Origin of the sequence: Rhodoferax ferrireducens, from assembly GCF_003347515.1 — a bacterium.
In the GTDB taxonomy this organism is placed as follows: domain Bacteria; phylum Pseudomonadota; class Gammaproteobacteria; order Burkholderiales; family Burkholderiaceae_C; genus Rhodoferax.
On sequence record NZ_QEII01000324.1, the window covers coordinates 534040 to 557512 of the forward strand.

The 23473-nt window shown below is 60.7% G+C and carries 19 protein-coding genes; 8 read left to right on the forward strand and 11 right to left on the reverse strand.

Annotated elements, in window-relative coordinates; genetic code table 11:
- Positions 1–21: 21 nt before the first annotated feature.
- Complete coding sequence (locus C5P05_RS33080) at positions 22–426, reverse strand: Hsp20/alpha crystallin family protein (protein ID WP_114974094.1); 405 nt, start codon at positions 424–426, stop codon at positions 22–24.
- A gap of 167 nt (positions 427–593) precedes the next feature.
- Between C5P05_RS33080 and C5P05_RS33085 the strand changes: the two genes are divergently transcribed.
- The 3 genes from C5P05_RS33085 to C5P05_RS33955 all read left to right on the forward strand — a co-directional run bounded on the left by C5P05_RS33085 (position 594) and on the right by C5P05_RS33955 (position 2973).
- On the forward strand, positions 594–1808 hold the full coding sequence (locus tag C5P05_RS33085) for an SAM-dependent methyltransferase (RefSeq protein WP_114974095.1): 1215 nt from the start codon (positions 594–596) through the stop codon (positions 1806–1808).
- A gap of 260 nt (positions 1809–2068) precedes the next feature.
- Positions 2069–2677: an OmpW/AlkL family protein gene (locus C5P05_RS33090; RefSeq protein WP_232834758.1), complete on the forward strand. Its 609-nt coding sequence runs from the start codon at positions 2069–2071 to the stop codon at positions 2675–2677.
- 119 nt (positions 2678–2796) lie between these two features.
- A complete protein-coding gene (locus C5P05_RS33955) occupies positions 2797–2973 on the forward strand; it encodes a hypothetical protein (RefSeq protein ID WP_157979506.1) in 177 nt (58 codons plus the stop codon).
- An 18-nt stretch (positions 2974–2991) separates the two neighbouring features.
- On the opposite strand, the gene C5P05_RS33095 is transcribed toward C5P05_RS33955, so the two are convergent.
- From C5P05_RS33095 to C5P05_RS33105, 3 genes are read right to left on the reverse strand one after another with little or no spacing between them, the layout of a single operon-like run.
- Positions 2992–3900, reverse strand: coding sequence for a DMT family transporter (locus tag C5P05_RS33095; protein ID WP_114974097.1), 909 nt, complete (start codon positions 3898–3900; stop codon positions 2992–2994).
- Positions 3894–4388 carry a methylated-DNA--[protein]-cysteine S-methyltransferase gene (locus C5P05_RS33100; protein WP_114974098.1) on the reverse strand — a complete coding sequence of 165 codons (495 nt, stop codon included), beginning with the start codon at positions 4386–4388 and terminating at the stop codon, positions 3894–3896. The genes C5P05_RS33095 and C5P05_RS33100 overlap by 7 nt, the downstream gene beginning before the upstream one ends.
- Before the next feature lie 45 nt (positions 4389–4433).
- Complete coding sequence (locus C5P05_RS33105; protein WP_114974099.1) at positions 4434–6002, reverse strand: DNA-3-methyladenine glycosylase 2 family protein; 1569 nt, start codon at positions 6000–6002, stop codon at positions 4434–4436.
- Positions 6003–6133: 131 nt separating this feature from the next.
- Between C5P05_RS33105 and C5P05_RS33110 the strand changes: the two genes are divergently transcribed.
- Genes C5P05_RS33110 through C5P05_RS33120 form a run of 3 tightly spaced genes read left to right on the forward strand, consistent with a single transcriptional unit; the run spans position 6134 to position 9905 of the window.
- Positions 6134–7516: a phosphomannomutase/phosphoglucomutase gene (locus tag C5P05_RS33110; protein ID WP_114974100.1), complete on the forward strand. Its 1383-nt coding sequence runs from the start codon at positions 6134–6136 to the stop codon at positions 7514–7516.
- Entirely contained in the window at positions 7513–8568 is a 1056-nt protein-coding gene (waaC, locus tag C5P05_RS33115; protein WP_114974101.1) for a lipopolysaccharide heptosyltransferase I, read from the forward strand. Before C5P05_RS33110 ends, waaC begins: the two co-directional genes overlap by 4 nt.
- Positions 8565–9905, forward strand: coding sequence for a 3-deoxy-D-manno-octulosonic acid transferase (locus C5P05_RS33120; protein WP_114974102.1), 1341 nt, complete (start codon positions 8565–8567; stop codon positions 9903–9905). Before waaC ends, C5P05_RS33120 begins: the two co-directional genes overlap by 4 nt.
- Here the strand turns inward: C5P05_RS33120 and C5P05_RS33125 are convergent.
- From C5P05_RS33125 to C5P05_RS33155, 7 genes are all read right to left on the reverse strand, one after another.
- On the reverse strand, positions 9873–11204 hold the full coding sequence (locus C5P05_RS33125) for a TolC family outer membrane protein (RefSeq protein WP_114974103.1): 1332 nt from the start codon (positions 11202–11204) through the stop codon (positions 9873–9875). The two genes, C5P05_RS33120 and C5P05_RS33125, sit on opposite strands and share 33 nt — an antisense overlap.
- Before the next feature lie 66 nt (positions 11205–11270).
- A complete protein-coding gene (locus C5P05_RS33130; RefSeq protein ID WP_114974104.1) occupies positions 11271–11612 on the reverse strand; it encodes a rhodanese-like domain-containing protein in 342 nt (113 codons plus the stop codon).
- 3 nt (positions 11613–11615) lie between these two features.
- Entirely contained in the window at positions 11616–12269 is a 654-nt protein-coding gene (locus C5P05_RS33135) for a protein-L-isoaspartate O-methyltransferase family protein (RefSeq protein ID WP_114974105.1), read from the reverse strand.
- A 41-nt stretch (positions 12270–12310) separates the two neighbouring features.
- Positions 12311–15511, reverse strand: a complete 3201-nt coding sequence (locus C5P05_RS33140) for an efflux RND transporter permease subunit (RefSeq protein ID WP_114974106.1) — start codon at positions 15509–15511, stop codon at positions 12311–12313.
- Complete coding sequence (locus C5P05_RS33145) at positions 15512–16645, reverse strand: efflux RND transporter periplasmic adaptor subunit (protein ID WP_114974107.1); 1134 nt, start codon at positions 16643–16645, stop codon at positions 15512–15514.
- Positions 16642–17340: a TetR/AcrR family transcriptional regulator gene (locus C5P05_RS33150; RefSeq protein ID WP_114974108.1), complete on the reverse strand. Its 699-nt coding sequence runs from the start codon at positions 17338–17340 to the stop codon at positions 16642–16644. Before C5P05_RS33150 ends, C5P05_RS33145 begins: the two co-directional genes overlap by 4 nt.
- A 149-nt stretch (positions 17341–17489) precedes the next feature.
- A complete protein-coding gene (locus C5P05_RS33155; protein ID WP_232834759.1) occupies positions 17490–19757 on the reverse strand; it encodes an EAL domain-containing protein in 2268 nt (755 codons plus the stop codon).
- A 300-nt stretch (positions 19758–20057) separates the two neighbouring features.
- On the opposite strand from C5P05_RS33155, the gene C5P05_RS33160 reads away from it, so the two are divergent.
- On the forward strand, positions 20058–22136 hold the full coding sequence (locus C5P05_RS33160; protein ID WP_232834760.1) for an ATP-binding protein: 2079 nt from the start codon (positions 20058–20060) through the stop codon (positions 22134–22136).
- The gene (locus C5P05_RS33165; RefSeq protein WP_114974110.1) at positions 22133–23464 is read left to right on the forward strand and encodes a response regulator; all 1332 of its coding nucleotides are present in this window, start codon (positions 22133–22135) and stop codon (positions 23462–23464) included. The genes C5P05_RS33160 and C5P05_RS33165 overlap by 4 nt, the downstream gene beginning before the upstream one ends.
- Positions 23465–23473: the final 9 nt, after the last annotated feature.

Here is a 23473-nt window from a genome sequence, read left to right on the forward strand (position 1 = left end):
TTTCCAGTAGCTTGAATGGATTCATTTCAGTCGCTCAAGCGTGAGTTTCAGGCACCCGTTCTCCAATAGCATTTCCTCCAGTCGAAACCCGCCAAAGGGCAACAGGATGCGGCGTTCAAAGCGCCCGTAAGGAATCTCCATCTGGAGAATGGCGCCCGGGCCCAGGCTTGCGCCAAATGACCGCTCACCACGCACCACGATCGCCTGCTGCTCCAGCGTGACCTCAAACCGCTCAGGGGCTACGCCGGGCAGCGCGATGAGCAAGCCAAGTTCACGGTCATTGACATACATGTCAACAGGAGGCTCCCAGTTTGGCGATTCACTGGGCTGGCCAATCCTGAAAAACTGGCGCTGAAGCCGGTCTGCAGTCTGAAGAAGTTCGACGGCTTCGGCCAGCATCCACGCACTCGGGTCGGTGTGTCGCATTCAATTTCCTTGTCCGTCCTGCAGTTCTCGTTCGTCATCGAAGCGTAAATGTGGCACCCCAACGAATGCTTGACAAATCGCAAGGGCTCAGGTACTCGCAGGTTTGACTATTGATATAGCCATTGACCTGCCGTTGAGGCATCGTCTGTCGCTGTGGAGGACTCCTCATGTTTTTTGAAAAACGCTTTTTGAAAACGATGGAACAGATCCGTAAGCATGTCGCTGTGCCACTTAGAATTGAATTGTGGAATGGCCGACAGTTTGATTTTTCCAGCGAGCCCAGCGTGACCGTGACCGTCCCGAGCGCATCGGCGCTCAAATACTTCATTTCACCCAACCTCAACAAACTGGGCGAGGCGTTTGTCGAAGGGCATATTCGCGTGGAAGGCACGCCCAAAAACGTGTTCGAGGTGGCAGAGGGTTTGGCCAGCAGCGTGGCGGCCCGACTCCCCTTGGGGTTTTCGTGGGCCAGGCATCACAGTCGCGATCGTGATCGTGATCGCGAGGCGATTCAGTACCACTACGATGTTTCCAATGATTTTTATTCGCTGTTTCTTGATCGCAACATGGTTTATTCATGTGCTTACTATCGACATGACGGGGATACGCTGGATGCCGCCCAAGAGCAGAAGCTGGACCACATCCTGAAGAAGCTGAGGCTTGAAGCGGGTGAAAAGTTTCTAGATATTGGCTGTGGCTGGGGCGCCCTGATCATCCGGGCTGCGCAAAAGTATGGCGCCGACGCTACGGGCATTACCTTGTCGAAAAACCAGTTTGACGGGGCACGGGAACAGATCCGTCGTGCGGGCCTGGAGGACCGGTGCCGGGTCCTGCTGTGTGACTACCGAGATCTGAAAGAGGCAGCTGCCTACGACAAGATTGCCAGTGTCGGCATGTTCGAGCATGTGGGTCTGAAAAATCTGCCGGTTTACTTTAAAGCGGTACACGGCCTTCTGAAAGATGATGGCCTGGTTCTTAACCATGGCATCACAACCAGCGACGTCGAGAGTCGGTGGATTGGCATGGGTGCGGGTGAATTCATCGAGCGTTATGTGTTTCCTTATGGTGAGTTGCCACATGTTTCACTGGCGCTGAAGGAAATGGCCAGCGCCGGTCTGGAAGTTGTGGACCTGGAGTCCTTGCGACGACACTACGCACGCACCTGCGAGGCCTGGTCAAACAATCTGGAATCGCATCGTCTTGCCGCCGTGCGCATTGCCGGTGAGCGGCGTTACCGCATCTGGCAAATTTACCTCGCCGGCTGCGCCTATGGATTTGCCAATGGCTGGATGAATCTTTACCAGGTACTTTGCAGCAAGGCTGAAAACTTTGAACTGAGGCAGCAGCCTCTGACACGCGACTACATGTACCCGCGGGAGTAGTTTCGTACCAGCGAATGCTCTCAGGCTTCGTCTGACCTTGGCTCGCGCCGTGTGAACTCCCTGTTCACCCCCGCGGCGCGTTGAAACTGGCGATATCAGCCCGTTTTGTATTCACCTTTTTCTTGATCCATCACAAGATTTGCGGGCGCCGCAGGCGCAAAGCCTCGACCGGTTTGACCCAAAGCAAATTAACCACACAACTAGGCGGGTTAAATGCGCAGCGGGGTTTCCCCTAACTAGTCTGAATGGATACATCTGATATGAAAAAGAAACAAGTTATCGCCGCTGTTGCCCTGGCCGCTGCCACCTTGGTGAGCGGCAACGCTTTTGCTCAAGCTAAAGAAGGACCCTGGATGGTGCGTGTGCGTGCCGTCAACCTTGACAGCGCCAACGACGACTCCACCGGTCTGGGTTTGAGCATCAACAACAAGACCATGCCTGAGCTGGACATCAGCTACTTCATCAACAAGAACGTGGCGCTTGAGTTGATTTTGACGGTGCCGCAAGAGCACACGCTCACCTCGTCAGCCGTCGGTGGATCCATTGGCACGCTCGATCATTTGCCCCCGACGCTGTTGGTGCAATACCACTTTGATGCCGGTAGCTTCAAGCCCTATGTGGGCGCTGGCGTCAACTACACCCGTTTCAGTTCGGTGAACCTGAGCGTCCCGGGTGCGGACATTGATCGCAACAGCTTTGGCGGCGCGTTGCAGGTCGGTGTTGACATTCCTTTGTCGGGCAATATGTACTTGAACTTCGACGTGAAGAAGGTCTATATCGCTACTGATGTTTCTTTGAATGGAACCAAAGTCGGCACTTTCAAGATCGACCCCGTGCTCATCGGTGTGGGCCTCGGCTGGCGCTTCTGAGCCCGGTGTACTGAACTGGCCTGTACGGGCCCGATTTGTACCAGCCGCCCGGCGCATGCCGCAGGGCGGTTTTTTTACGCCTATTTACAGTGCCTGCCTCGCCGGAGTATCGTTGCAGGATGAAAAAACAAAGATTCTGGAATGTTGACCTGATTGAGCTGTTCAAGCTGTGGGGCAGCGACCTGTCGACGTTCCTGATGACCCTGCTGATGTTTCTCGGTCTGTCACTGCCGGTGGTCATACCGGCGCTGATCATGTGGTACCTCATGGCGACCAACTGGAGCATGAGCCCCTGAATAGGCGGGCTCGACAGTTCAGGTTTTTTTGACTCCCAACTGGAGCAGGTTTGCCGAGAGTGCCGTCCCGCAGATGATGATGGCGCCGCAGAACACCATCCACATCGAGACCGCCTCATGCAGAAAGATGGTGCCGTAGATCACCGCAAACACCGGTACGACAAAGGTTACCGCCAGCGAGCGGGCCGGACCGACGTTTTCAATCAGCCGGAAGTACAGGATGTAGGCCACGCCGGTGCACAGCACGCCAACCGCCAGCAGGGCCAGCCACGCGCCAGTGCCGGGCATGCGCTGCGGCCATAGCCAAACCGTGGGCAGCGCCAGGCCAAGCGTCGCGCCCAGCTGGCTGCCGGTGGCGGTGACCAGGGCCGGCAATCCGCTCAGGTGGCGTTTGGTGTAGCTGGCGGCAATGCCATAGCACAGGCAGGCCAGCAGGCTGGCTAGCACGGCCCAGCCCGTGGCCAGACCGGAGGCGTCGGGCTTGAAACTGGCTTTGTCCCAGGCCAGCAGCGCGACGCCCAAAAAACCAATCACCAGGCCCAGAATGCGCAGGCCGTTCGGCCGGTCTTTCAGCCAGTACCAGGCCACCAGCGCGCCAAACAAAGGCACCGTGGCGTTGAGGACCGAGGACAGCCCGGTGCTGATGGACAGCAGCGCGTAGGAGATGCAGGCGAAGGGAATGCCGGAATTGAGCAAACCAACGAAGAAGGTCTTCTTCCAGTGCTGAGTCAGTTGCGGTCCCAGGCCTCGCCACAGCAACAGGGGCAGCAGAAATAACGCGGCAATCGCCACGCGTACCCCGGCGGTGGGCAAGGCACCGAACTCGACCGTGCCCAGGCGCATGAACAAAAAGGACGAACCCCAGATCGCGGCCAGCAGCACAAAGTCGGTTCGCCAGCGAAGTTTGGGTTGAGGTAAGTTCAAGATTGGCCTTCGAGTTGCAGCAGGGCGGTCTTGCGCGCCAGCCCGCCGGCGTAACCGGTAAGGGCGCCGTCGGCCCCGACCACGCGGTGACAGGGCACGATGATACTCAAGGGGTTGCGTCCAACCGCTCCGCCGACAGCGCGCACCGCTGCGGGTTTGCCAATGTCCGCACTCAGCGCGCCATAACTGCGCGTGGCCCCGTGCGGTATTTTCAGCAGCGCGCGCCAGACCTCTTGCTGAAAACCGGTGCCCAGGCTGAATGCCAGCGGCAAGTCAAATGCCGTGCGACGGCCGGCAAAATAGTCGCTCAACTGGGCCTGGGCCAGTTGCAACACCGGGTGATCCGGGATCACGGGCCAGGCCGAGGTGTCGGGCTGGTGGCGTTGGCCCTCAAACCAGACGCCCACCAGGCCGTCGTCCGTGGCGGCCAGAATGACGCGCCCGAGCGGGCTGTCGTAACTTGTCTGAACGGTGGTTTCTGCAAATTTCATGGTAAATCTCCTTGTCGCCCTCGTGGAATAAGCGTAACTAGCTATCTATTTAATAGTAATCGTGGCCTTGGCCGCGTTGCGTGCCACTGCGGGCAGAGACGCCCAAGCCCGGATCACGGCGTAGCTGCGCCACGGTTGCCAGGCCTGGGACGCGGCTTGTGCTTCTTTGGCGGGATGTCGGCTGTCCTGCACGCCGAGTGCCTTGTGCAAGGCCACGTCGCCGGCCGGAAAGGCGTCGGGCCAGCGCAGGGCACGCATGGCGATGTACTGAGCGGTCCAGTCGCCAATGCCGGGCAGGGCCTTCAGGGCGGCGATGGTGGCGGGGATGTCCACCCCGGCATGCAGTTGCAGGGATCCGTCTGACATCGCGCTGGCAATCGCCTGGATGGCCGCCTGCCGTTGCTTGACGATGCCCAATTGGCCCAGCCCGTCGCCCGAGGCGTCAGCCAGCGCGGCAGGTGTCGGGAACAGCCGGGTCAATCCCGCGAAAGGCGTTTCCACCCGTTCGCCAAATCGCTCCACCAGTCGCATGGCCAGGGTGCGTGCTGCGGCCACGGTGATCTGCTGGCCCAGCACGGCGCGCACGGCCAACTCGAAGCCGTTCAATGCACCGGGCACACGCAAACCATCGCCCAGCGGGAAGCGGGCGTGCAGCAGGTTGTTGATGGCCTGCGGGTCCGCGTCCAGATCGAGCATGGCCCGCACCCGTGCCATCACTTGGGGCAGCACATCGCACAGCGAATCGCTGACGCGCAGGTCCACCTGGCTGCGGGAAACATCAAAGCTGGCCACCAGCCAGCCCGTGTAGCGCTTGTTACCGTCCTGCACGGCCAGGGTTTTGCCGAGGCGCAGGTGGCCGCTCGCCAGGGAGATCTCTTCAATGCCCGCGATTTGCCGCGTGGCGAAGAACTGCAGCATGGCGTCCGCGTCGTAGGGCGGGCGATACGCCAGCTTGACGTGGATGCCCGCGTCCACCGTGCCAGGCCCGCGCGCTGCACCTTCGCGGCGCAGCTGCGTCGGGTTGAGGGCGTAGTGTTCGGCAAACGCGGCATTGAAACGCCGCACACTGGCGAAGCCGCTCAGGCGTGCCACCTGGGTCACGGCCAGGGCCGTGTCGGTCAGCAGTTGTTTGGCGCTGAGCAGCCGCCGTGTCTGCAGGTATTGCACCGGCGACACGCCAAACTGCGCGTCAAAAATGCGGCGCAGGTGCCGGTCGCTGACGCCCAGACGCTCGGCCAGTCGCTGCACCGTGGGTGCGGCCTCGCTCCAGGCTTCGGGCGTGTCCAGCATTCTGGCCGCCTGACCGGCCAGAATGCTGGAGGCGTCCTGTATCGACCATGTTCTGGCGTCGGGGTCGTGACTTTGGGCGGGTGCATGCGGCGCGAGTTCCGGGCGGCAGCGCAGGCAGGGCCGAAAGCCGGCCTGTTCAGCCTGCGCTGCGTGGGCAAAGAAACGGCAGTTCTCGCGCCTGGGGGTTCGCACACGACACACCGGACGGCAATAAATGCCGGTGGATGTAACGCCGGTGTAAAAACAGCCGTCAAAACGTGCGTCCTTCGCCTTGAGTGCGGAGTAGCAGGCGTCGTCCATCGGCGGGGTGTTGTAGAGTGGCATGCGGGGAATAATAGGCGCTAACGGGGCAAAAACCATGGGTCGTATCAGCCGTTTTCGGACATGCCCCTGGCCGGGCTGGCGCCTACAATCTTGGCGGAGATCCTTCCGGGCAATTTTCTAAGGAACCCCTTATGCAGTTTTCAGCTTCCATCTTCAAGGCCTATGACATACGCGGGGTCGTCCCTGGCACCATTGACGAGACGGTGGCCGAGGCGCTGGGCCGGGCCTTTGGCGCCGTGGCGCGCACTGAAGGCGAAACCTGCGTCGCCGTGGGCCGTGACGGCCGGCTCAGCGGCGCTTCCTTGAGCGCGGCGCTGATGCGCGGTCTGGTCGCCGCCGGCGTGGACGTGATCGACATCGGCATGGTGACCACGCCCATGCTGTACTTTGCCGCCAACACCTTGTGCACCAGCGGCATCCAGGTCACTGGCAGCCACAACCCGAAAGACTACAACGGCTTCAAGATGGTGATGGCCGGGCGGGCGATTTACGGCGAAGAGATTCAGACTTTGCACCGCTTGATGGAAAGCGAGACCAAGTCGCTGTTGCCCCGTGGTCAAGTGCGCGCGGTTGATGTGTATGAGGCCTACCGGGAGCGCATCGTCGGCGACATCAAGCTGGCGCGACCGATGAAGATCGTGGTCGATTCCGGCAATGGCATTGCCGGCGCCTCGGCCCCGGCCATTCTGCGGGCGCTGGGTTGCGAGGTGACCGAGCTGTTCAGCGAGGTCGATGGCAACTTCCCCAACCACCATCCCGATCCGAGCAAGCCCGAGAACCTGCGCGACCTGATTGCCGCCCTGAAGACGAGCGATGCCGAACTCGGCCTGGCCTTCGACGGCGATGGCGACCGGCTGGGCATCGTCACCAAAGAGGGCAACAACATTTACCCTGACCGGCAGATGATGCTGTTCGCGCAGGATGTGCTGTCGCGCGTGCCGGGCGGCACCATTCTGTTTGACGTGAAGTGTTCGCAGCGCCTGGCGCCGGCCATTGAAGCCGCTGGCGGCAAACCCCTGATGTACAAGACCGGGCATTCGCTGATCAAGGCCAAGATGAAGGAAGTCAACTCGCCGCTGGGTGGCGAGATGAGTGGCCACATTTTCTTCAAGGAGCGCTGGTTTGGCTTTGACGACGGCACTTACGCCGGCGCGCGCCTGCTTGAGATTCTGAGCAAATCACCGGATGCCAATGCCGTGCTGGATGCCTTGCCGACCAGTTTTTCAACGCCCGAGTTGAACGTCGAATGCGCCGAAGGCGAGCCGCACACCCTGGTGGCGGAATTGATCGCGGCCGCGAACTTTGCCGAGCCCGCCGTGGTGACCACCATTGACGGCCTGCGCGTGGACTGGCCCGATGGCTTTGGGCTGATTCGTGCCTCCAACACCACGCCGGTGTTGGTGCTGCGTTTTGAAGGGCAGACACAGGAAGCCCTGCACCGCATCGAAGAAGCCATGTTGACACTCTTGCGCACGGTCAAGCCCGGCGCCAAAGTGGATCAGGCTGCGCATTGAAGATACTGATCGTCAAGCTGTCCTCGCTTGGCGATGTGGTGCATGCCATGCCGGCGGTTCAGGACCTCCGGCAGGCTTTTCCCGCAGCGCAGATTGACTGGGTGGTGGAGCGTGGCTTTGCCCCGCTGGTGCAGCGCTGCGCCGGGGTGAATCGCGTCATCGCGTGTGAACTGCGGCGCTGGCGCAAGTCGCCCTTGTCACCGCAGACACGCCAGGCCTGGCGCGCCTTCAAGACCGAATTGCAGCGCGAGCACTATGACGCGGTCATCGATGTGCAGGGCCTGAGCAAGTCCGCGCTGCTGTCCTGGCTGGCGTTGTTAACGCCCCAGGGCAAGCGCTATGGCCTGGCCAACCAGACCGAAGGCTCCAGTTTCGAGGCGCCCGCGCGTTGGGTGGCGGATGTGGCAATTGCGCTGCCGCCGCACATTCACGCCGTGGCGCGTTCGCGTGAACTGTGTGCCCGTGCCTTGGGTTACGGCGTACCAAAAATACAGTCTTTTGGGCTTCTAGCCCAGGTGGATATAGCGCAAGTAGCTATTAATAATGTAGCATCCAGTGCTACCACACCCAACGGTGTTGTGGCCCTGGTGCACGGCACCTCGCGGACCGACAAGCAGTGGCCGCTGCCCTGTTGGCAGGCTTTGGGCAAGCTGCTCAATGACAGCGGTTATGCCGTGGCCTTGCCGCATGGCAATGACGACGAGCAGCGAATGGCGCAGGAGATTGCCGCCCCGCTTGCGCGGGCCGTTGTCTGGCCCCGACTCGGGCTGGACGCCTTGAGCGACGCGCTGGCCACCTGCGCCGGTGTGGTCGGCGTGGACAGCGGCCTGAGTCACATCGCCGTGGCGCTGGATTTGCCCCATGTGCAGATCTACAACTTTGACACCGCTTGGCGCACCGGGCCGCAGTCCGCAGCCACTGGGTCGGGCGGCGCGGTGGGCCAGGGCGCACGCCAGTTGAGTGTGTTTGCCGATCCGACACCCTCTATCGACGCAGTCTGGCAGGCCTGGCTGGCCGTGTCCGGGCCTGACTCTGCAGTCAAGGTGGCATGACGCGCCTGCTGTATTCGCTTTTCATGCGGCTGGCCCAGCCGCTTCTGCGCCGCAAACTGCGCCAGCGCGGACGGCAGGAACCGGGCTATCTGGCCGCCATCGAGGAGCGCTTTGGGCACTACGCGGCTAGCGCTCCGGCGCGGCAGGGCATGACCGTCTGGGTTCACGCCGTGTCGCTCGGGGAAACGCGTGCCTGCGCCGTGCTGGTGTCGCGCCTGCGCCAGCAGCTGCCCGACATGCGCTTGCTGCTCACGCATGGCACGGCCACCGGGCGCGCCGAAGGCGCGAGCCTGTTGCAATCGGGTGACATCCAGAGCTGGCAGCCCTGGGACACGCCGGCGGCGGTGCAGCGTTTTCTCGACCATTTCAAGCCCTCCATCGGCATCCTGATGGAAACCGAAATCTGGCCCAATCTGGTGGCGGGGTGCCAGCGCAGGGGTGTGCCCCTGGTGCTGGCCAATGCCCGCCTGAGCGACAAATCCCTGCAACAGGCGCAGCGCCTGGCCTGGCTGGCACGCCCCGCCTACCGCAGCCTGAGGGCCGTGTGGGCGCAAACCCAGGCCGACGCCCAGCGCCTGACGCAACTCGGTGCCCCGGTGCAGGGCGTGTTTGGCAACCTCAAGTTTGACGCCACGCCCAACCCGGAGCAGCTGGCGACAGGCCGTGCCTGGGGAAGCCGGGCCGGCCGACCGGTGGTGATGTTTGCCAGCTCGCGCGAAGGCGAGGAAGAGATCTTGCTTCAATTTTTGGAATCACTCAGGCCTCTGGCCCCCGTAGGCAGTGTGCAGGTAGCTATTAACTCAATAGCAAATGACATTCAATGGCTGATTGTGCCGCGCCATCCGCAGCGCTTTGAGGCGGTGGCCGCCCTGATCGAACAGCATGGTTTTGCAGTCTCGCGCCGCAGCAACTGGGATGACGGGCCGATCAGGGGCGAGGCGGCCGATGCCAGCACGATCTGGCTGGGTGACTCGCTCGGTGAAATGGCGCTGTATTACGGCCTGGCCGATGTCGCCTTGCTGGGGGGCAGCTTTGCGCCGCTGGGCGGTCAAAACCTGATCGAGGCCGCTGCCTGCGCCTGCCCAGTGGTGATGGGGCCGTACACCTTCAATTTTGCCGAAGCCGCTGAACTGGCCGAGGCCGCCGGCGCCGCGCTGAGGGCGCCATCCTTGGCGGACGCGGTGGCGGTGGCACAGACACTGGTGAGTGACCCGGCCGCGCACGCCGGTCGGGTCAATGCCGCTGCAGGCTTTTCACGCGCCCACCGCGGCGCCGTTGAAAAAACGGTCGCCGCCGTGGCGGCACTACTTGGCCAACAGGCCGTTGACGCTCTGTAAGTCCTCGGCCTTGAGCGTGCCGCTGGCCTGGCGCAGCCGCAATCCACCCACCAGTACGTCATAGCGCGCCTTGGCCAGTTTGGCTTTGGTGTCGAATAACTGGCTTTGCGAGTTGAGCACGTCGATGTTGATGCGCACGCCCACCTGGTAGCCCAGCTTGTTGGCATCCAGCGCGCTCTGGCTGGAGGCTTCGGCCGCTTCCAGCGCCTTGACCTGACCCTGGCCCGACAGTACGCCGAAATAGGCGGTGCGGGTGCCCTGGGCGACGGAGCGTTTGGCGCCATCGAGGTCATTGCGGGCTTTTTCTTCCAGCGCCAGGGTTTCACGGATGCGGTTTTGCGTCGAGAAGCCGGCGAACAAGGGCAGATTGAAGGACAGTCCGATGGCACCCGTGTTGACACGTGAGCTGCCGGTCGAACTGCTGCTGCCATTCACGTTGTTGATGGCGCTGTAGCTGGCGACCAGGTCCAGGGTCGGCTTGTGGCCGGCCTGCGCCTTTTGGGTCTCCAGCTGGGCGACATCCAGCGCGACCTGCGTCTGCTTGATGCTGGGGTGCTCGGCTTCGGATTGCTGAACCCAGATGTTGACATCGTCTGGCGCCAAGGGCGGCAAGGTCAGGGGGAGGGCCAAGGCCTGCGGTTGGGTATCACTTTTACCCACCAACTGATCGAGCGCAATTCGCTTGACGCGCAGGTCGTTCTCAGCCGCAATTTCCTGGGCGATCACCAGGTCATGACGGGCCTGGGCCTCACGGGTGTCGGTGATGGTGGAGGTACCGACTTCAAAATTGCGCTTGGCGGAAGCCAGTTGCTCGCCTACCGCCGTTTTCTGGGCCTGCACAAAGGTCAGGCTGTCCTGTGAGGCGAGGACGTCAAAATAGGCTTGGCTGACGCGCACGATCAAGTCCTGATCGGCGACGGACAGCTGGGCCTGGGCGAGATCCACCTGCTTGAGGCCTTGCCGGTAACTGGCCCAGTTGCCTGGCCGGTACAGCGGCTGCGAGGCGCTCACGGTGGCGTTTTCGGTGCCAAAGCTGCGGTCGCTTGAGGGCGCCCCCTCGGGGCTGACTTCCTGCGTGGAGCGTGACGCCCCAACGGCCAGATTGGCGGTCGGCAGGATGGCCGCCTTGGCCTGATCTGCCCGGGCCAATGTGGCGTCGTACTGCGACTTGGCTGACTGATAGGAGGCATCAAAGGTCCGTGCCGATTCGTACAGTTCCACCAGACTTTGGGCACCCACAGGCAGGGCCAGCGCGGCGCTGACGGCCACAAACAGGGGTAGGAGACGGAACGAGTTCATGAAGGGCCTTCGCGTTGTTTTTATCGACAAGGTATGACAGCAAATGGGGACGGTTCCACCAGGGTTTCAATAGCTCGGAACGCTGGTGTCCAGCTCAGCCGACCAGGCGTGAATGCCCCCGGCAATATTCGCGACATGGACAAACCCCTGGGCTTGCAGGAACATGGCGACCTGCATGCTGCGGGCACCGTGGTGGCACAGGCAGGCAATGGGTTGATCGGGGTCAAGCTCATTCAGACGCGCTGTAATCACGCCCATCGGAATGGTGAGCAACTCAAATCCGTCGGCCGTGACGCTTGCGACCCGCAACTCGGCGGGTTCGCGCACATCCAGCACGACAGGCGCACCATGGACGCGTGCCGTTTCCAGCCAGGCGGATAACTGAGAGGGACGAAATTGGGTAATCATGGGTTAAAAGTGAAAATGGGAGGGTTCGGGGAAGTTGAGCAGGCGCGGTGCCACGGTGTCCCAGGGTTGGCTGGTTTTGAAATCGGCCTCACCGGTGCGGGTCACAATCGTGGCGCGCATCACCGGCTCTTCACCCACGATGGCGATGAGGCGACCGCCCACCTTGAGGTTCGCAAGCAGCGCTTGCGGCACCTCGGCGACCGAGCCACTCAGCATGATGACGTCGAATGGGCCTTCTGCGGGCGCGCCTTTGGCCCCGTCAAATTGGCGGACCTCGGCGTTGTGGATGCCGGCTTTCTGCAGATTCGTGCGGGCCATGGCGGCCAGTTCCGGATTGACTTCCAGCGAAATCACGCGCTGGGCCCGGTGCGCCAGCAGTGCCGCCATGTAGCCCGAGCCGGCGCCGATTTCCAGTACCTTCTCATGTTTTTGAACTGCGGCGTCCTGCAGCATGCGGGCCTCAAGGCGTGGCGCGAGCATGCACTGGCCATGGCCCAATGGAATTTCCATGTCCGCAAACGCCAGGGCACGGTAAACCAAGGGGACAAAGTCCTCACGCTTGACCACCGACAACAGGTGCAGCACGTCTGCATCCAAAACGTCCCAGGGACGAATTTGTTGTTCGATCATGTTGAAGCGGGCTTGTTCAAAGTTCATTCAGGTACTCCAGGGGGTATGTTAACCGATTGTGTAAAATTTTACCCGGCCGGGCTTTCAACAGAATTTCTTTGCGTCTTGGGTTGCGCGCCCCAGCGCCGGCGCAGCCATTGGGCCAAATCGTCCATATAGCAGTACACCACGGGAACCACCACCAAAGTCAGCAAGGACGAAGTAATGACCCCGCCAATCACGGCCTGGCCCATGGGGGCGCGCATTTCAGCGCCTTCGGTCAGGGCAAAGGCCAGCGGCACCATGCCAAAAATCATCGCCAGCGTGGTCATCAAAATTGGCCGTAGGCGCACCCGGGCCGCCATCAGCAGGGCCTCGTTGCGGGCCAGCCCATCCGCTTGCGCCCGGATGGCAAAGTCCACCAGCAAAATGGCGTTCTTGGTGACCAGACCCATCAGCATCACCACGCCGATCACCGAGAACATCGACAGGGTCGAATTGAACATCATCAGCGCCAGCACCACCCCGATCAGGGTCAGGGGCAGCGCCGTCATCAGCGCCAGCGGTTGCAGAAAGCTCTTGAACTGGCTGGCCAGAATCATGTAGATGAACACCACCGCCAGCACCAGTGCCGAGATGGCGTAGCCAAAGGCTTCTGCCATGTCCTTGGTGGAGCCGCTGAACTTGTAGCTGTAGCCCGGCGGCAGGGCGATGCTGTCCATGGCGGTTTTGATGTCGGCTGACACCTCACCGGCCGAGCGGCCCGACACGTTGGCGCTGATCGCCACTTCGCGCGTCATGTCGCGCCGGTTGATCTGATTGGGCCCGGTCGACTCCCGCACCGTGGCCACTTGGTTGAGCCGCACGATGCGCGCACTGCCGTCGGCGTTGCTGCCCACGGGGAAGGGCAGCATGGCCATGTCGGCCGGGCTGTTGCGTGCCTGTGGTGCCAAGCGCACGTTGACGTCGTAGGTCTGGTCGTCCGGTGCGCGCCAGTTGCCCACGGTTTGCCCGGCCACCAGGGTGCGCAGGGCCGAGCCAATCTGCGCCACGCTCAGGCCCAGGTCGGAGGCGACGTCGCGCTTGACGTCCACATCCAGTGTCGGTTTATTCGGTTTCACGCTGGAGTCCAGATCCACCAGGCCCGGAATGTTGCGGATCTTGTCCATCGCCAGTTGGGTCAAACGCCCCAGCTCCGACGTATCCGCACCTTGGATCGAAAACAGAATCTGCTTTTGCCCGCCGACGGAGTCAAGCAGGCCGACATGGGTGACCGTGATGCCGGGCACTAGTCTGAGCCGTTCCCGCAGGACGAGTGACATGGCGTCCACGCTAATGTTGCGCGCCTTGCGGTCCACCAGCCGGATGTAAATGCTGGCGTACATCTTTCCCTGCGCGTTGCCGGTGTTGAGGGTCGAGAGGGTATAGCGCACCTCGGGGAACTCGCGAATGATGGCTTCCACCTGCCGCGTTCGGGCTTCGGTGACCTCCAGCGAGGAGCCGACCGGGGTATTGAAGCTCAGCGTTGTTTCCGAGAAGTCGGCCTTGGGAACGAATTCGGTGCCCAAGAGCGGCACCATGAAAATGCTGCCAATGAAGATGGCCAGCGCCAGCCCGACCGTGGCCAGCTTGTGCCCCAGGGCCCAGCGCAGAATGCCTTGATAGGTGTCGGCCAGGCTGTCGGTGGCCTGGTCAAACCAGCCGGTCACGCGGCCGATGGTCTTGTCGTACAAGGTGACAGGAACCCAGGGCTTGCCGTCGGCGCCCAGACTGCGGCGACTGTGGTCTTCAATGCTGGGGTCATGCCAGATGCTGGACAGCATCGGGTCCAGCGTGAAGCTGACGAACATTGAAATCAGCACGGCGGCCACGATGGTGATGCCGAACTCGTGAAAAAACTTGCCGATGATGCCGCCCATAAAGCCAATCGGCATGAACACGGCGACGATGGACAGGGTGGTGGCCAGCACCGCCATGCCAATTTCCTGCGTGCCATCCAGCGAGGCCTGGTAGACGTTTTTGCCCATCTGCACGTGGCGCACGATGTTTTCGCGCACCACGATGGCGTCGTCGATCAGCAGGCCGACGCACAGGCTCAGCGCCATCAGCGTGATCATGTTGATGGTGAAGCCAAACAGGTTCATGAAGAAGAACGTGCCGATCAGCGCAATCGGCAAGGTCAGGCCGGTGATCACGGTGGAGCGCCACGAGTTCAGGAACAGGAACACGATCAGCACGGTCAGCAAAGCGCCTTCGATCAGCGTGCGGCGCACGTTCTGCACCGATACGCGAATCTGGCGCGAGCCATCGGTGATCTGCTCCAGCCGCACGCCTGGTGGCAGCTGGGTTTGCATCTCGGCCAGGGTTTTTTGCAGGCCGTCCACCACGGCAATGGTGTTTTCGTCCTGCGACTTCTGCACGTTGAGCAAAAGCGTGCGCTGCCCGTTGTACAGCGCCAGGCTCTCGACCTCCTGGGCGCCGTCGGTGACGCGCGCCAGCTGATCGACGCGTACGGGCGCACCATTCTTGCGGGCCACGATGATCTGGCCGAAATCTTCCGGCCGCTGCATGCGGGCGGTGATCTGGATCACGCGCTCCTGCTCCGCTGAGCGAATGGCGCCCACCGGCAAGTCCTGGTTCTCATTGCGCACGGCGGATACAACCTGGTCCGGTGTGATGCCAAAGGATTCCAGGGCCTGCGGGTTCAGATAGACATTGATTTCCCGCTTGGTGCCGCCGACCAGGGTGACGGAGCCGACACCCCGCACGTTCTCCAGCCGCTTCTTGAAGGTCTGCTCGGCCCAGTTGGTCAGCTCCACGGCGCTCATCGGTTTGCCCGCGCCTGCCTGTTCATGGGGAAGTACGGCGACGGACCAGATGGCGCGCGCGGAGGGGTCAAAGCGCAGCACGCGCGGCTCCTTGACTTCGGTGCGCAAGTTGGGCCGGATGGCGGCTACCTTTTCGCGCACATCGTCAGCGGCCTTGCGCCCGTCGATGTGCAAACCAAACTCGATGATGACTACCGACTGGCCTTCGTAACTGCGCGAGGTCAGGGCGTTGATGCCGGCAATGCCGTTGACGCCTTCTTCAATTTTCTTGGAGACTTCGCTCTCCACAATCTCGGGCGAGGCACCCGGATAGTCGGCGGTCACCACCACCACGGGAAAGTCGATGTTGGGGAACTGGTCGACCTGCAGGCGTTGCAGGGAGAACAGACCCAGCACCACCAGGGCCAGCATGACCATGGTGGCGAAGACCGGGTTTTTCAGACTGACGCGTGTGAACCACATTTATGGCGTACCGGGCGCGAGTTTGACCAGGGTGCCGGCGCGCAAGACGCCCACAGAACCGCTCAGAATCATGGCGTCCTCATTCACGCCTTTGAGGCCCACCAGGGTCTGGCCCTTGAATTCGCCACGGGTTCCGAGTTCGACCGTCTGGTGCGTCACCTGGTCGCTACTGACCAGCTGCACATAGGGCTGCGGTTTGTCGGTGCGCACGGCGCTCAAGGGCGCGGCCAATGTGCGTGCGGTGCCAATCTCCAGCGTGCCTTGCGCAAATAGTCCCTGACGCAGACCGGTGCTGGATTCAAGCGCCAGGTAAGCCAGCACGGCGCGGCTACCGGCCACGGCGCTGGGGTTCACCCGCACGACTTTGGCCGTCAAGGGCTGGGTCGCCCCTTCAATCGTGATACGTGCGGTTTGTCCAACCTTCACCAGCAGCGAGTCCGTAGCACTCAAAGACGCTTCCAGCTCCAGGCGGCTCAGATCGACGATTTCGACAACACGGGCATCCACGGCCACGCGCTCGCCCGGCTGCGCCAGGCGTTGCGCGATCAGACCCGAAATCGGGGCTCGCAACACCGTGTCTTGCAGGGACTTCGATGCGACATCGGCCCCCGCCTGGGCGGCACGGTAATTGGATTGCGCAGAAGACAAAGTGGCCAGCGACGACTCCAGTGCCGTTTTGGAGATGAAACCTTGATCGACCAGCGAGCGGTTGTTGTCAAAACTGCGTTTGGCAATATCCACCTGGGCCTTGGCGGATTCGGCCTGCTGCTGGGCCTGGCGCACCCGTGCCTGAAATTCGGTGGAGTCCACTCGGGCGATGACCTGGCCGGCCTTGACGAAGTCGCCTTCGCGCACGCTAAGGCCTTGCAGTTCGCCCGCCACGCGGGCCTTGACCACGGCGGAGTTGACCGCCTTGAGCGGGCCGGCGATGGCCAGGCCTTGCGACAGCTCAATGGTTTTGACCTGTACCAGATCCGTCGGCGCCAAGGCCACGACAGCCTGGATTTTTTGTGCGGCCTGCTGCGCCTGCAGCGCTTCCTTCTGCGTCTGACGCGCCGACAGGGCCCGCAGTGCACCGGCGGCGAACAAGGCCAGGACCAGGCCGATGACCAGCCATTTCAACCAAGGTTTCATGGTGCAGGGTTTTCCGGTGAGGGCGGATGAGGGGGCTGCGCCGTGCACAGACCATGGAGAATGGTTTCAATTTGCACGGCGATGTATTCCTCGGGCACCAGCTCGGCGCTCGCGGCGCAGGAGCCCAAGGAGTGTTTCCACATGGCCAGGAACATCATGGGGGCCAACACGATGTAGACCCCATACTTCATGTCGATCGGCTGGAATTCACCGCGGTCCACGCCACGCTGCAATACGCGTTGGATCAGCTGGTGGCCCGGTTGAATGACCTCGTGCTCATAGAAGGCGGCCAGTTCCGGAAAATTGCCGGCCTCGCTCATCATGAGCTTGGTGATGCCCGAGGCCTTGGTCGAGCCGATGCGCTCCCACCAGGCGGTGATGCAATAGCGCAGCATGTCGGCCGTGCTGCCCTGAAAAGTCTCGAACTCGGCATTCCATTCCGTGAAGCGGCCGGAAATATTCTCGCGCACCACGGCTTTGAACAGCTCTTCCTTGCTGGCGAAATAAAGAAAGAGCGTGCCTTTGGACACGCCCGCCAGCTTGGCGACCTCTTCGGCCCGGGTCGCGGCGAAACCTTTTTCAACAAAGAGTTCCAGCGCCGCGGCCAGCAGTTCGGCCGGACGCGCGCTCTTGCGGCGCTCTCGCTTGACGAGCACCGCAGGTGTGGTGTTGCAGTTCAGCTTGGAAATGGACATGGAAATTAATGACTAACTGGTTATTAGTGTATCTTTTTTCCAATGGGGATGCGGCTGGCGGGCTGCGCCGCCAGCGTCTGCGTCAAATTGAGCGGGTCTGCGGCAACGGGCCGGCCTGCTTGTGCAGCGCTTCATGCCACCGGAATGCCTCACGTATTCGGCGGCATCATGGGGAGGCGACAATCCGCGCGCAGCATGGCAGCCAGTTCGGGCGCCGGTAGCGCTTTGCTAAAGAGGAAGCCCTGGATTTCCGAGCACAGCTGGTTCTGCAAGTACCCCATTTGCAGGGACGTTTCCACGCCTTCTGCGATGCAGTCGAGGCCCAGGTTCCGGGACAGGTCGAGAATGCTGCACACGATCGCGGCGGAGCCGGCGTCCGCCGTGACTTTGTCGATAAAGGAACGGTCGATCTTGACCCGGTCGATGGGGAATCGCTGCAGATAGGAAAGCGACGAATAGCCGGTTCCAAAATCATCGAGCGACAAGGTGACGCCCAGTTTTTTCAACGCGTGCAGGGCGCCGATGATCAGTTCCGAACTGTCCAGAATCACACTTTCCGTGATCTCCAGTTCGAGCTGCTTGGGATTCAGGCCGGTCTCATCCAGAGCTTGTTTGACCACACGAACGATGTCGCCGGTCTGAAACTGGTGCGCCGATAGATTGACGGCCATGCGGACCGGTGGCAGCCCTTCCCGCTGCCAGGCCATGCTTTGCTCGCACGCCATGCGCAGCACCCATTCGCCGACCTCGTTGATCAGGCCGGTCGACTCCAGCATGGGGATAAAGCGGGACGGCAGGACCATGCCCAACTCTGGATTGTTCCAGCGCAACAGCGCTTCGACGCCAATGATGGCGCCCGATTTCAGGCTGACCTGCGGTTGATAGTGCAGCACGAATTCCTGTTGGACCAGTGCCTTTCGGAGCCGGGTCGTAGTGACCAACCGCTGCTGCGCCGCTTCGTTCATCGCGGCCGTGAAGAACTTGTAGTTGTTGCGCCCCTTCTCCTTGGCGTTGTACATGGCGGTGTCAGCGGCGCGCAGCAGGGTATTGGCATCCTCGCCATCCTCCGGATAGAGGCTGATGCCGATGCTGGCACCGATGTGCAGGTCGTGGCCATTCAACTGGATGGCTGAACTCAAGGTGGCCACAATTTTTTCTGCCACCTGCGCCGAATTGTGGCTATCGGCAAGTCGGGGCAGGCTGATGATGAACTCATCGCCTCCAATGCGGGCCACGCTGTCGCCTTCGCGCACGCAGGCGCGCAATCGCTGCGCAACCTCCATCAGCAAGGCATCCCCGACGTGATGCCCAAGCGAATCGTTGACGTGCTTGAAATGGTCCAGGTCAATGAACAGGACGCCGACGTGGTTCTGGTCCCGACGGGCCTGGACGATCGCCTGGTTCAGTCGGTCCTCCAGCAAGATGCGGTTGGGCAGGTCCGTCAGCGCGTCGTGGTGTGCCATGTGCTGGATGCGCGCCTGCGTCTGGTAGCGCTGGATCGCAATGCCGGCGCTGTGGGTGGCCAGTTCGATGAGGGCCAGGTCGGCCGGGGTGGGGCCGTGCACCGTTTTGTAATACAAGGCAAAGGACCCCAGTGCCGGGCCTTCGGGTGACAGGATGGGCGTCGACCAACAAGCGCGCAGGCCATAGTTCAAGGCCAGACTGCGGTAATCGGACCACAGCGGATCGGTTTCGATATTGGTGACGACGACCGTTTCGCGGCGGAACATGGCCGTGCCGCAAGAGCCGACCTGTGGCCCGATGGCAATGCCCACCAGGGCCGTGCAATAGGCCTCGGGCAGACCTGGGGCGACGCACAGGTCTATATGCACGCCGTCCCGGTTGAGCAGCAACACACTGCCCAGTGCGCCACTACTGTTGTGCTCGATCAACCGGATCAGGCGCTCAAATACTTCCGTCAAAGGCGCCTGGGTCGCGATCATCTCCAGAATCCGGGCCTGTCCTTCCCGGAAGGATACTTCTGCCTGGAGCTGCACATTCTTCGCCTCCAGTTCCCTCTGTGCCTTGCGCAAGGCCAAATGGATGTTCGCACGCGCCAGCACTTCTTCGATCTGAAAGGGCTTGGAAATGAAATCAACGCCTCCAGCCGCGAAGCCCTTGATTTTGTCTGCGGTTTCGGTCAGCGCCGTCATGAAAATGACCGGGATGTTGCGCGTGTCAGCCAGCATGCTGAGTTGATGACAGGTCTCGAACCCATCCATGCCCGGCATCATGACATCGAGAAAGATGAGGTCCGGCTGGATAAACTGTGCCCGCTTGATTCCCTCTTCTCCATCTTGTGCAACCACCACGCGGCAGCCGCAAACCTCCAGATGCTCGACCATCACCCCCAAATTCGCCGGGGTGTCGTCAATAATCAGAATCGTATAGCCCTGAAAATCCAGTGTGTTGTTCACCGTGTGCCTCTCTTGCCCGTGAATTTCCCGACCCGGCCGAGTCGCGCTTTTGACTGGCAGCGCTTCACGCATTCATAGGGTCTGACAGCCAAGTGGCAATTGACGCGTGCTTGGGGCCCAGACATGATTGGGCGCTGGGCGGGTAAGAAAAGTAAAATTTGCAAAATAGAGGACCAATACCTGATGCACTTAAGATTGCGCTCATCCATAGTGTTGGTGGTCATTGTGGGGCTCATGATACCGGTATCGGTGAGCAGCTTTTTTACCTTGGGGCAGCGTCAAAGAGCGCAGGCACAAAGAATGCAAACCGACCACCAGCGCCTGACCGAAATACTGGCGCTGGGTATGCAAGAGCCCTTGTGGAACATCAATCCCACGGGTGGCCTGCCGCTGTTTGAATCCCTGCTGGGTGACACCCGTATCGTCGCCATCGCAGTGACTGACAGCAGAAACCGCGAATTCTTGTCGAAACAGTACCCGGAACGGCGCCTGGGACGCCAGGTCACGCTGGATCGCGAGGTGAGCTATAACGAAAACCAGATTGGTCATGTCAGCCTGGAAATGGACAGTGGCCTGCTCGATAGCGAAGTTGCCCATGATCGGCTGGTTTTTGCCTGGACCGTGGTCGGCCAGCTTTTGTTGAGTCTGATCTTGATCGTCACGCTGCTGCAGCGTCGCGTGCTGGTTCCGATAAAGCGCCTGATGCGCGAATCCGGACGCCTGGCGGAGCGCGATCTTGTGACACCATTCGTCTGGGAGCAAAAGGATGAGCTGGGCAGTCTGGGCGCCAGCCTGGAGCACACGCGACAGGCGCTGCAGGCCTTGTTCAGCGAAATTGAGGCCAAGAATCTGATGCTGGAAAAGGATATTGAGCAACGCGCCTTGACCGAAAAGGAGCTGCAAGGCCATCGCGAGCATCTGGAAGAACTGGTCAGGGAGCGCACCCGCGAACTGCAAGCGGCTAAAGAGCGGGCTGACGTGGCGAACCAGGCCAAAAGTACCTTTCTGTCCAGCATGACGCACGAATTGCGCACGCCGCTGAATGCCATCCTCGGTTATGCCCAGATCCTCCAGCGTGACAAGCCCTTGAGCGAGCGCCAGGTGACAGGTTTAACCACGATTCAACAAAGTGGCGAGCATTTATTGACCCTGATTTCTGATTTGCTGGACCTGGCCAAGATTGAAGCCGGCAAGTTTGAGCTCATGCCTGCTCCCATCCATTTGCCGTCCTTTTTGATCGGCATTGTCAATATCGTACGGGTCAGGGCGGAGCAAAAAAACTTGCAGTTCTGCTTTGAAGCGCAGACAGATTTGCCCAGTGCCGTGCTGCTTGACGAAAAACGCGTGCGCCAAGTCTTGCTCAACTTGCTGGGCAACGCCATCAAGTTCACCGACAGCGGGCAAGTCACGCTGAAAGTATCGCGTTCAGGCGCGGGGCCTAAGGAGATGCGTTTGCACTTTGAAATTCAGGACACCGGTGTGGGGATGAGTCCGGGCCAATTGGGGCATATCTTTCAGCCTTTTGAACAAGTGGGTGAGGCGCAACGTAAATTCGGTGGCACGGGGCTGGGCTTGTCCATCAGCCGCCAATTGGTGCGCTTGATGGACAGCGATATTCAGGTGGACAGTGAGGTCGGTAGAGGCAGCACATTCAGCTTTGAAATTCTGGTGCAGCCAAGCACCATCGAAGTCCCGGCTGCCACGCCGGAACGTGTGGTGATCAGTTATCAAGGTGCCCGCAAGAAGGCATTGATCGTCGACGATGTGGAGGCGAACCGGGACGTGTTGAAGGCCTTGCTGACCGATCTTGGCTTTGATGTCGGCCTGGCAGAGAATGGGCTGGAAGGCGTGGAGCAGGCCTTCAAGACGCGGCCCGACGTCATCTTGATGGACATCCATATGCCGGTGATGGATGGTCTGGAGGCCATGCGCTGCATTCGTCATATGGCCGGCATGGAGCAGGTGACCCTCATCGCGATCTCCGCCAGCGTCACCCCGGAAGACCAGGATGAGGCGATCTTGGCAGGTGCCAATGCATTCATGGGCAAACCGGTTCAGCAAACCCTTTTGCTGGAAAAACTCGCTGAATTTCTGGACCTGACCCTCAACTATGATGCATTGTTGGATGACAAGCATGCGGACGTGACCGCGAGAACCGCCGAACTGTTTGCGCCACCCGAGGATGAGATAGACGTGCTGTATCAACTCGCCCGGGGGGGCAATATGCGCGATATCCGAAAGCGCGCGGATCACATTGAAGCCATGGATATCAGGTACCAGGCCTTTGCCGACCGATTGAGGCAATTGGCAAAAACGTATCAATCAAAAGCCATACTGGAAATGGTCAATGAGTACGCCAAACCGAGATCATCCGAATGAGCGCAAACGTTGAGAAGACCCCGCACGCTGCGGTCATCCTGATCATTGATGACACGCCCGCCAATGTGGCCATGCTGGCGGACTACCTTGACGACTTGGGTTTGCGTGTCGTGGTCGCGCAGGATGGAGAGGAGGGGCTCGGACGCGCTGAATTCGTCAAGCCTGATCTGATATTGCTCGACGTGATGATGCCGGGCATGGATGGGTTTGAGACTTGTCGGCGCCTGAAGATGAGTGAGGCTGTCCGGGACATTCCGGTGATTTTCATGACCGCGTTGACGGACACGCAGAGTGTGGTCAAAGGCTTCAAGGTCGGCGGCGTTGACTATGTGACCAAGCCAGTCCAGATCGAAGAGGTGTGGGCGCGAGTCAAGACACATCTGGACTTGCGTGCCATGCACCAGCAACTGACCCAACAAAACCAGGTATTGCGTCAGGAGATGGAAATACGCCTGGAAACAGAAGAAGCACTGCGTAAACTCAGTGCCGAGCAGCAGTTATTGATTGCCAAATTGCAGGCGGCGCACGATCAACTATTGCAGTCGGAAAAAATGGCCTCGCTCGGTCAGCTGGCCGCTGGCATTGCGCACGAAATCAACAACCCCATCGGGTTTGTGAACTCCAATATGGGTTCCTTGCAGAACTACTTTGAGACCTTGTTCGCGGCGCTCGATGCCTGCGAACAGGTGGTCGCTGAATCGCCCAACAGCACACAAATTGTTGCGCGCTTTGCGCAAGTGAAGGAAGAATCCGAAATCGATTTCCTGAAACAGGACATTGTCGATTTGATGAAGGAGTCCAGGGACGGCTTGAAACGGGTGAAGGATATCGTGCAGTCACTCAAGGATTTTTCTCATGTCGGCGAAGCCAACTGGCAGGACGCCGACCTGCATCACGGCCTGGACAGCACGCTGAACATCGTCAACAACGAGATCAAATACAAGGCTGACGTCGTCAAACAATATGGTCAGCTGCCGCTGGTGAGATGTCTGGCCTCGCAGTTGAATCAGGTCTTCATGAACCTGCTGATCAATGCGGCGCACGCCATCAAGGAGCGCGGCACCATCACCGTGCGCACCGGCGTCGTCAACGACTGGGTCTGGGTGGAAATATGCGACACCGGCGCTGGCATTCCCGAGGACATCATGAATCGCATCTTCGAACCGTTTTTCACGACCAAACCGGTTGGCAGCGGCACCGGCCTGGGCCTGTCTCTCTCGTATGGCATCGTGCGCAAGCATGGCGGCAGGATAGAAGTGCGCAGCGAACTGAACAAGGGAAGCAGCTTCACGGTGCATTTGCCGGTCAATCCAGCGAATCCGGGTTAGCACTCCGTT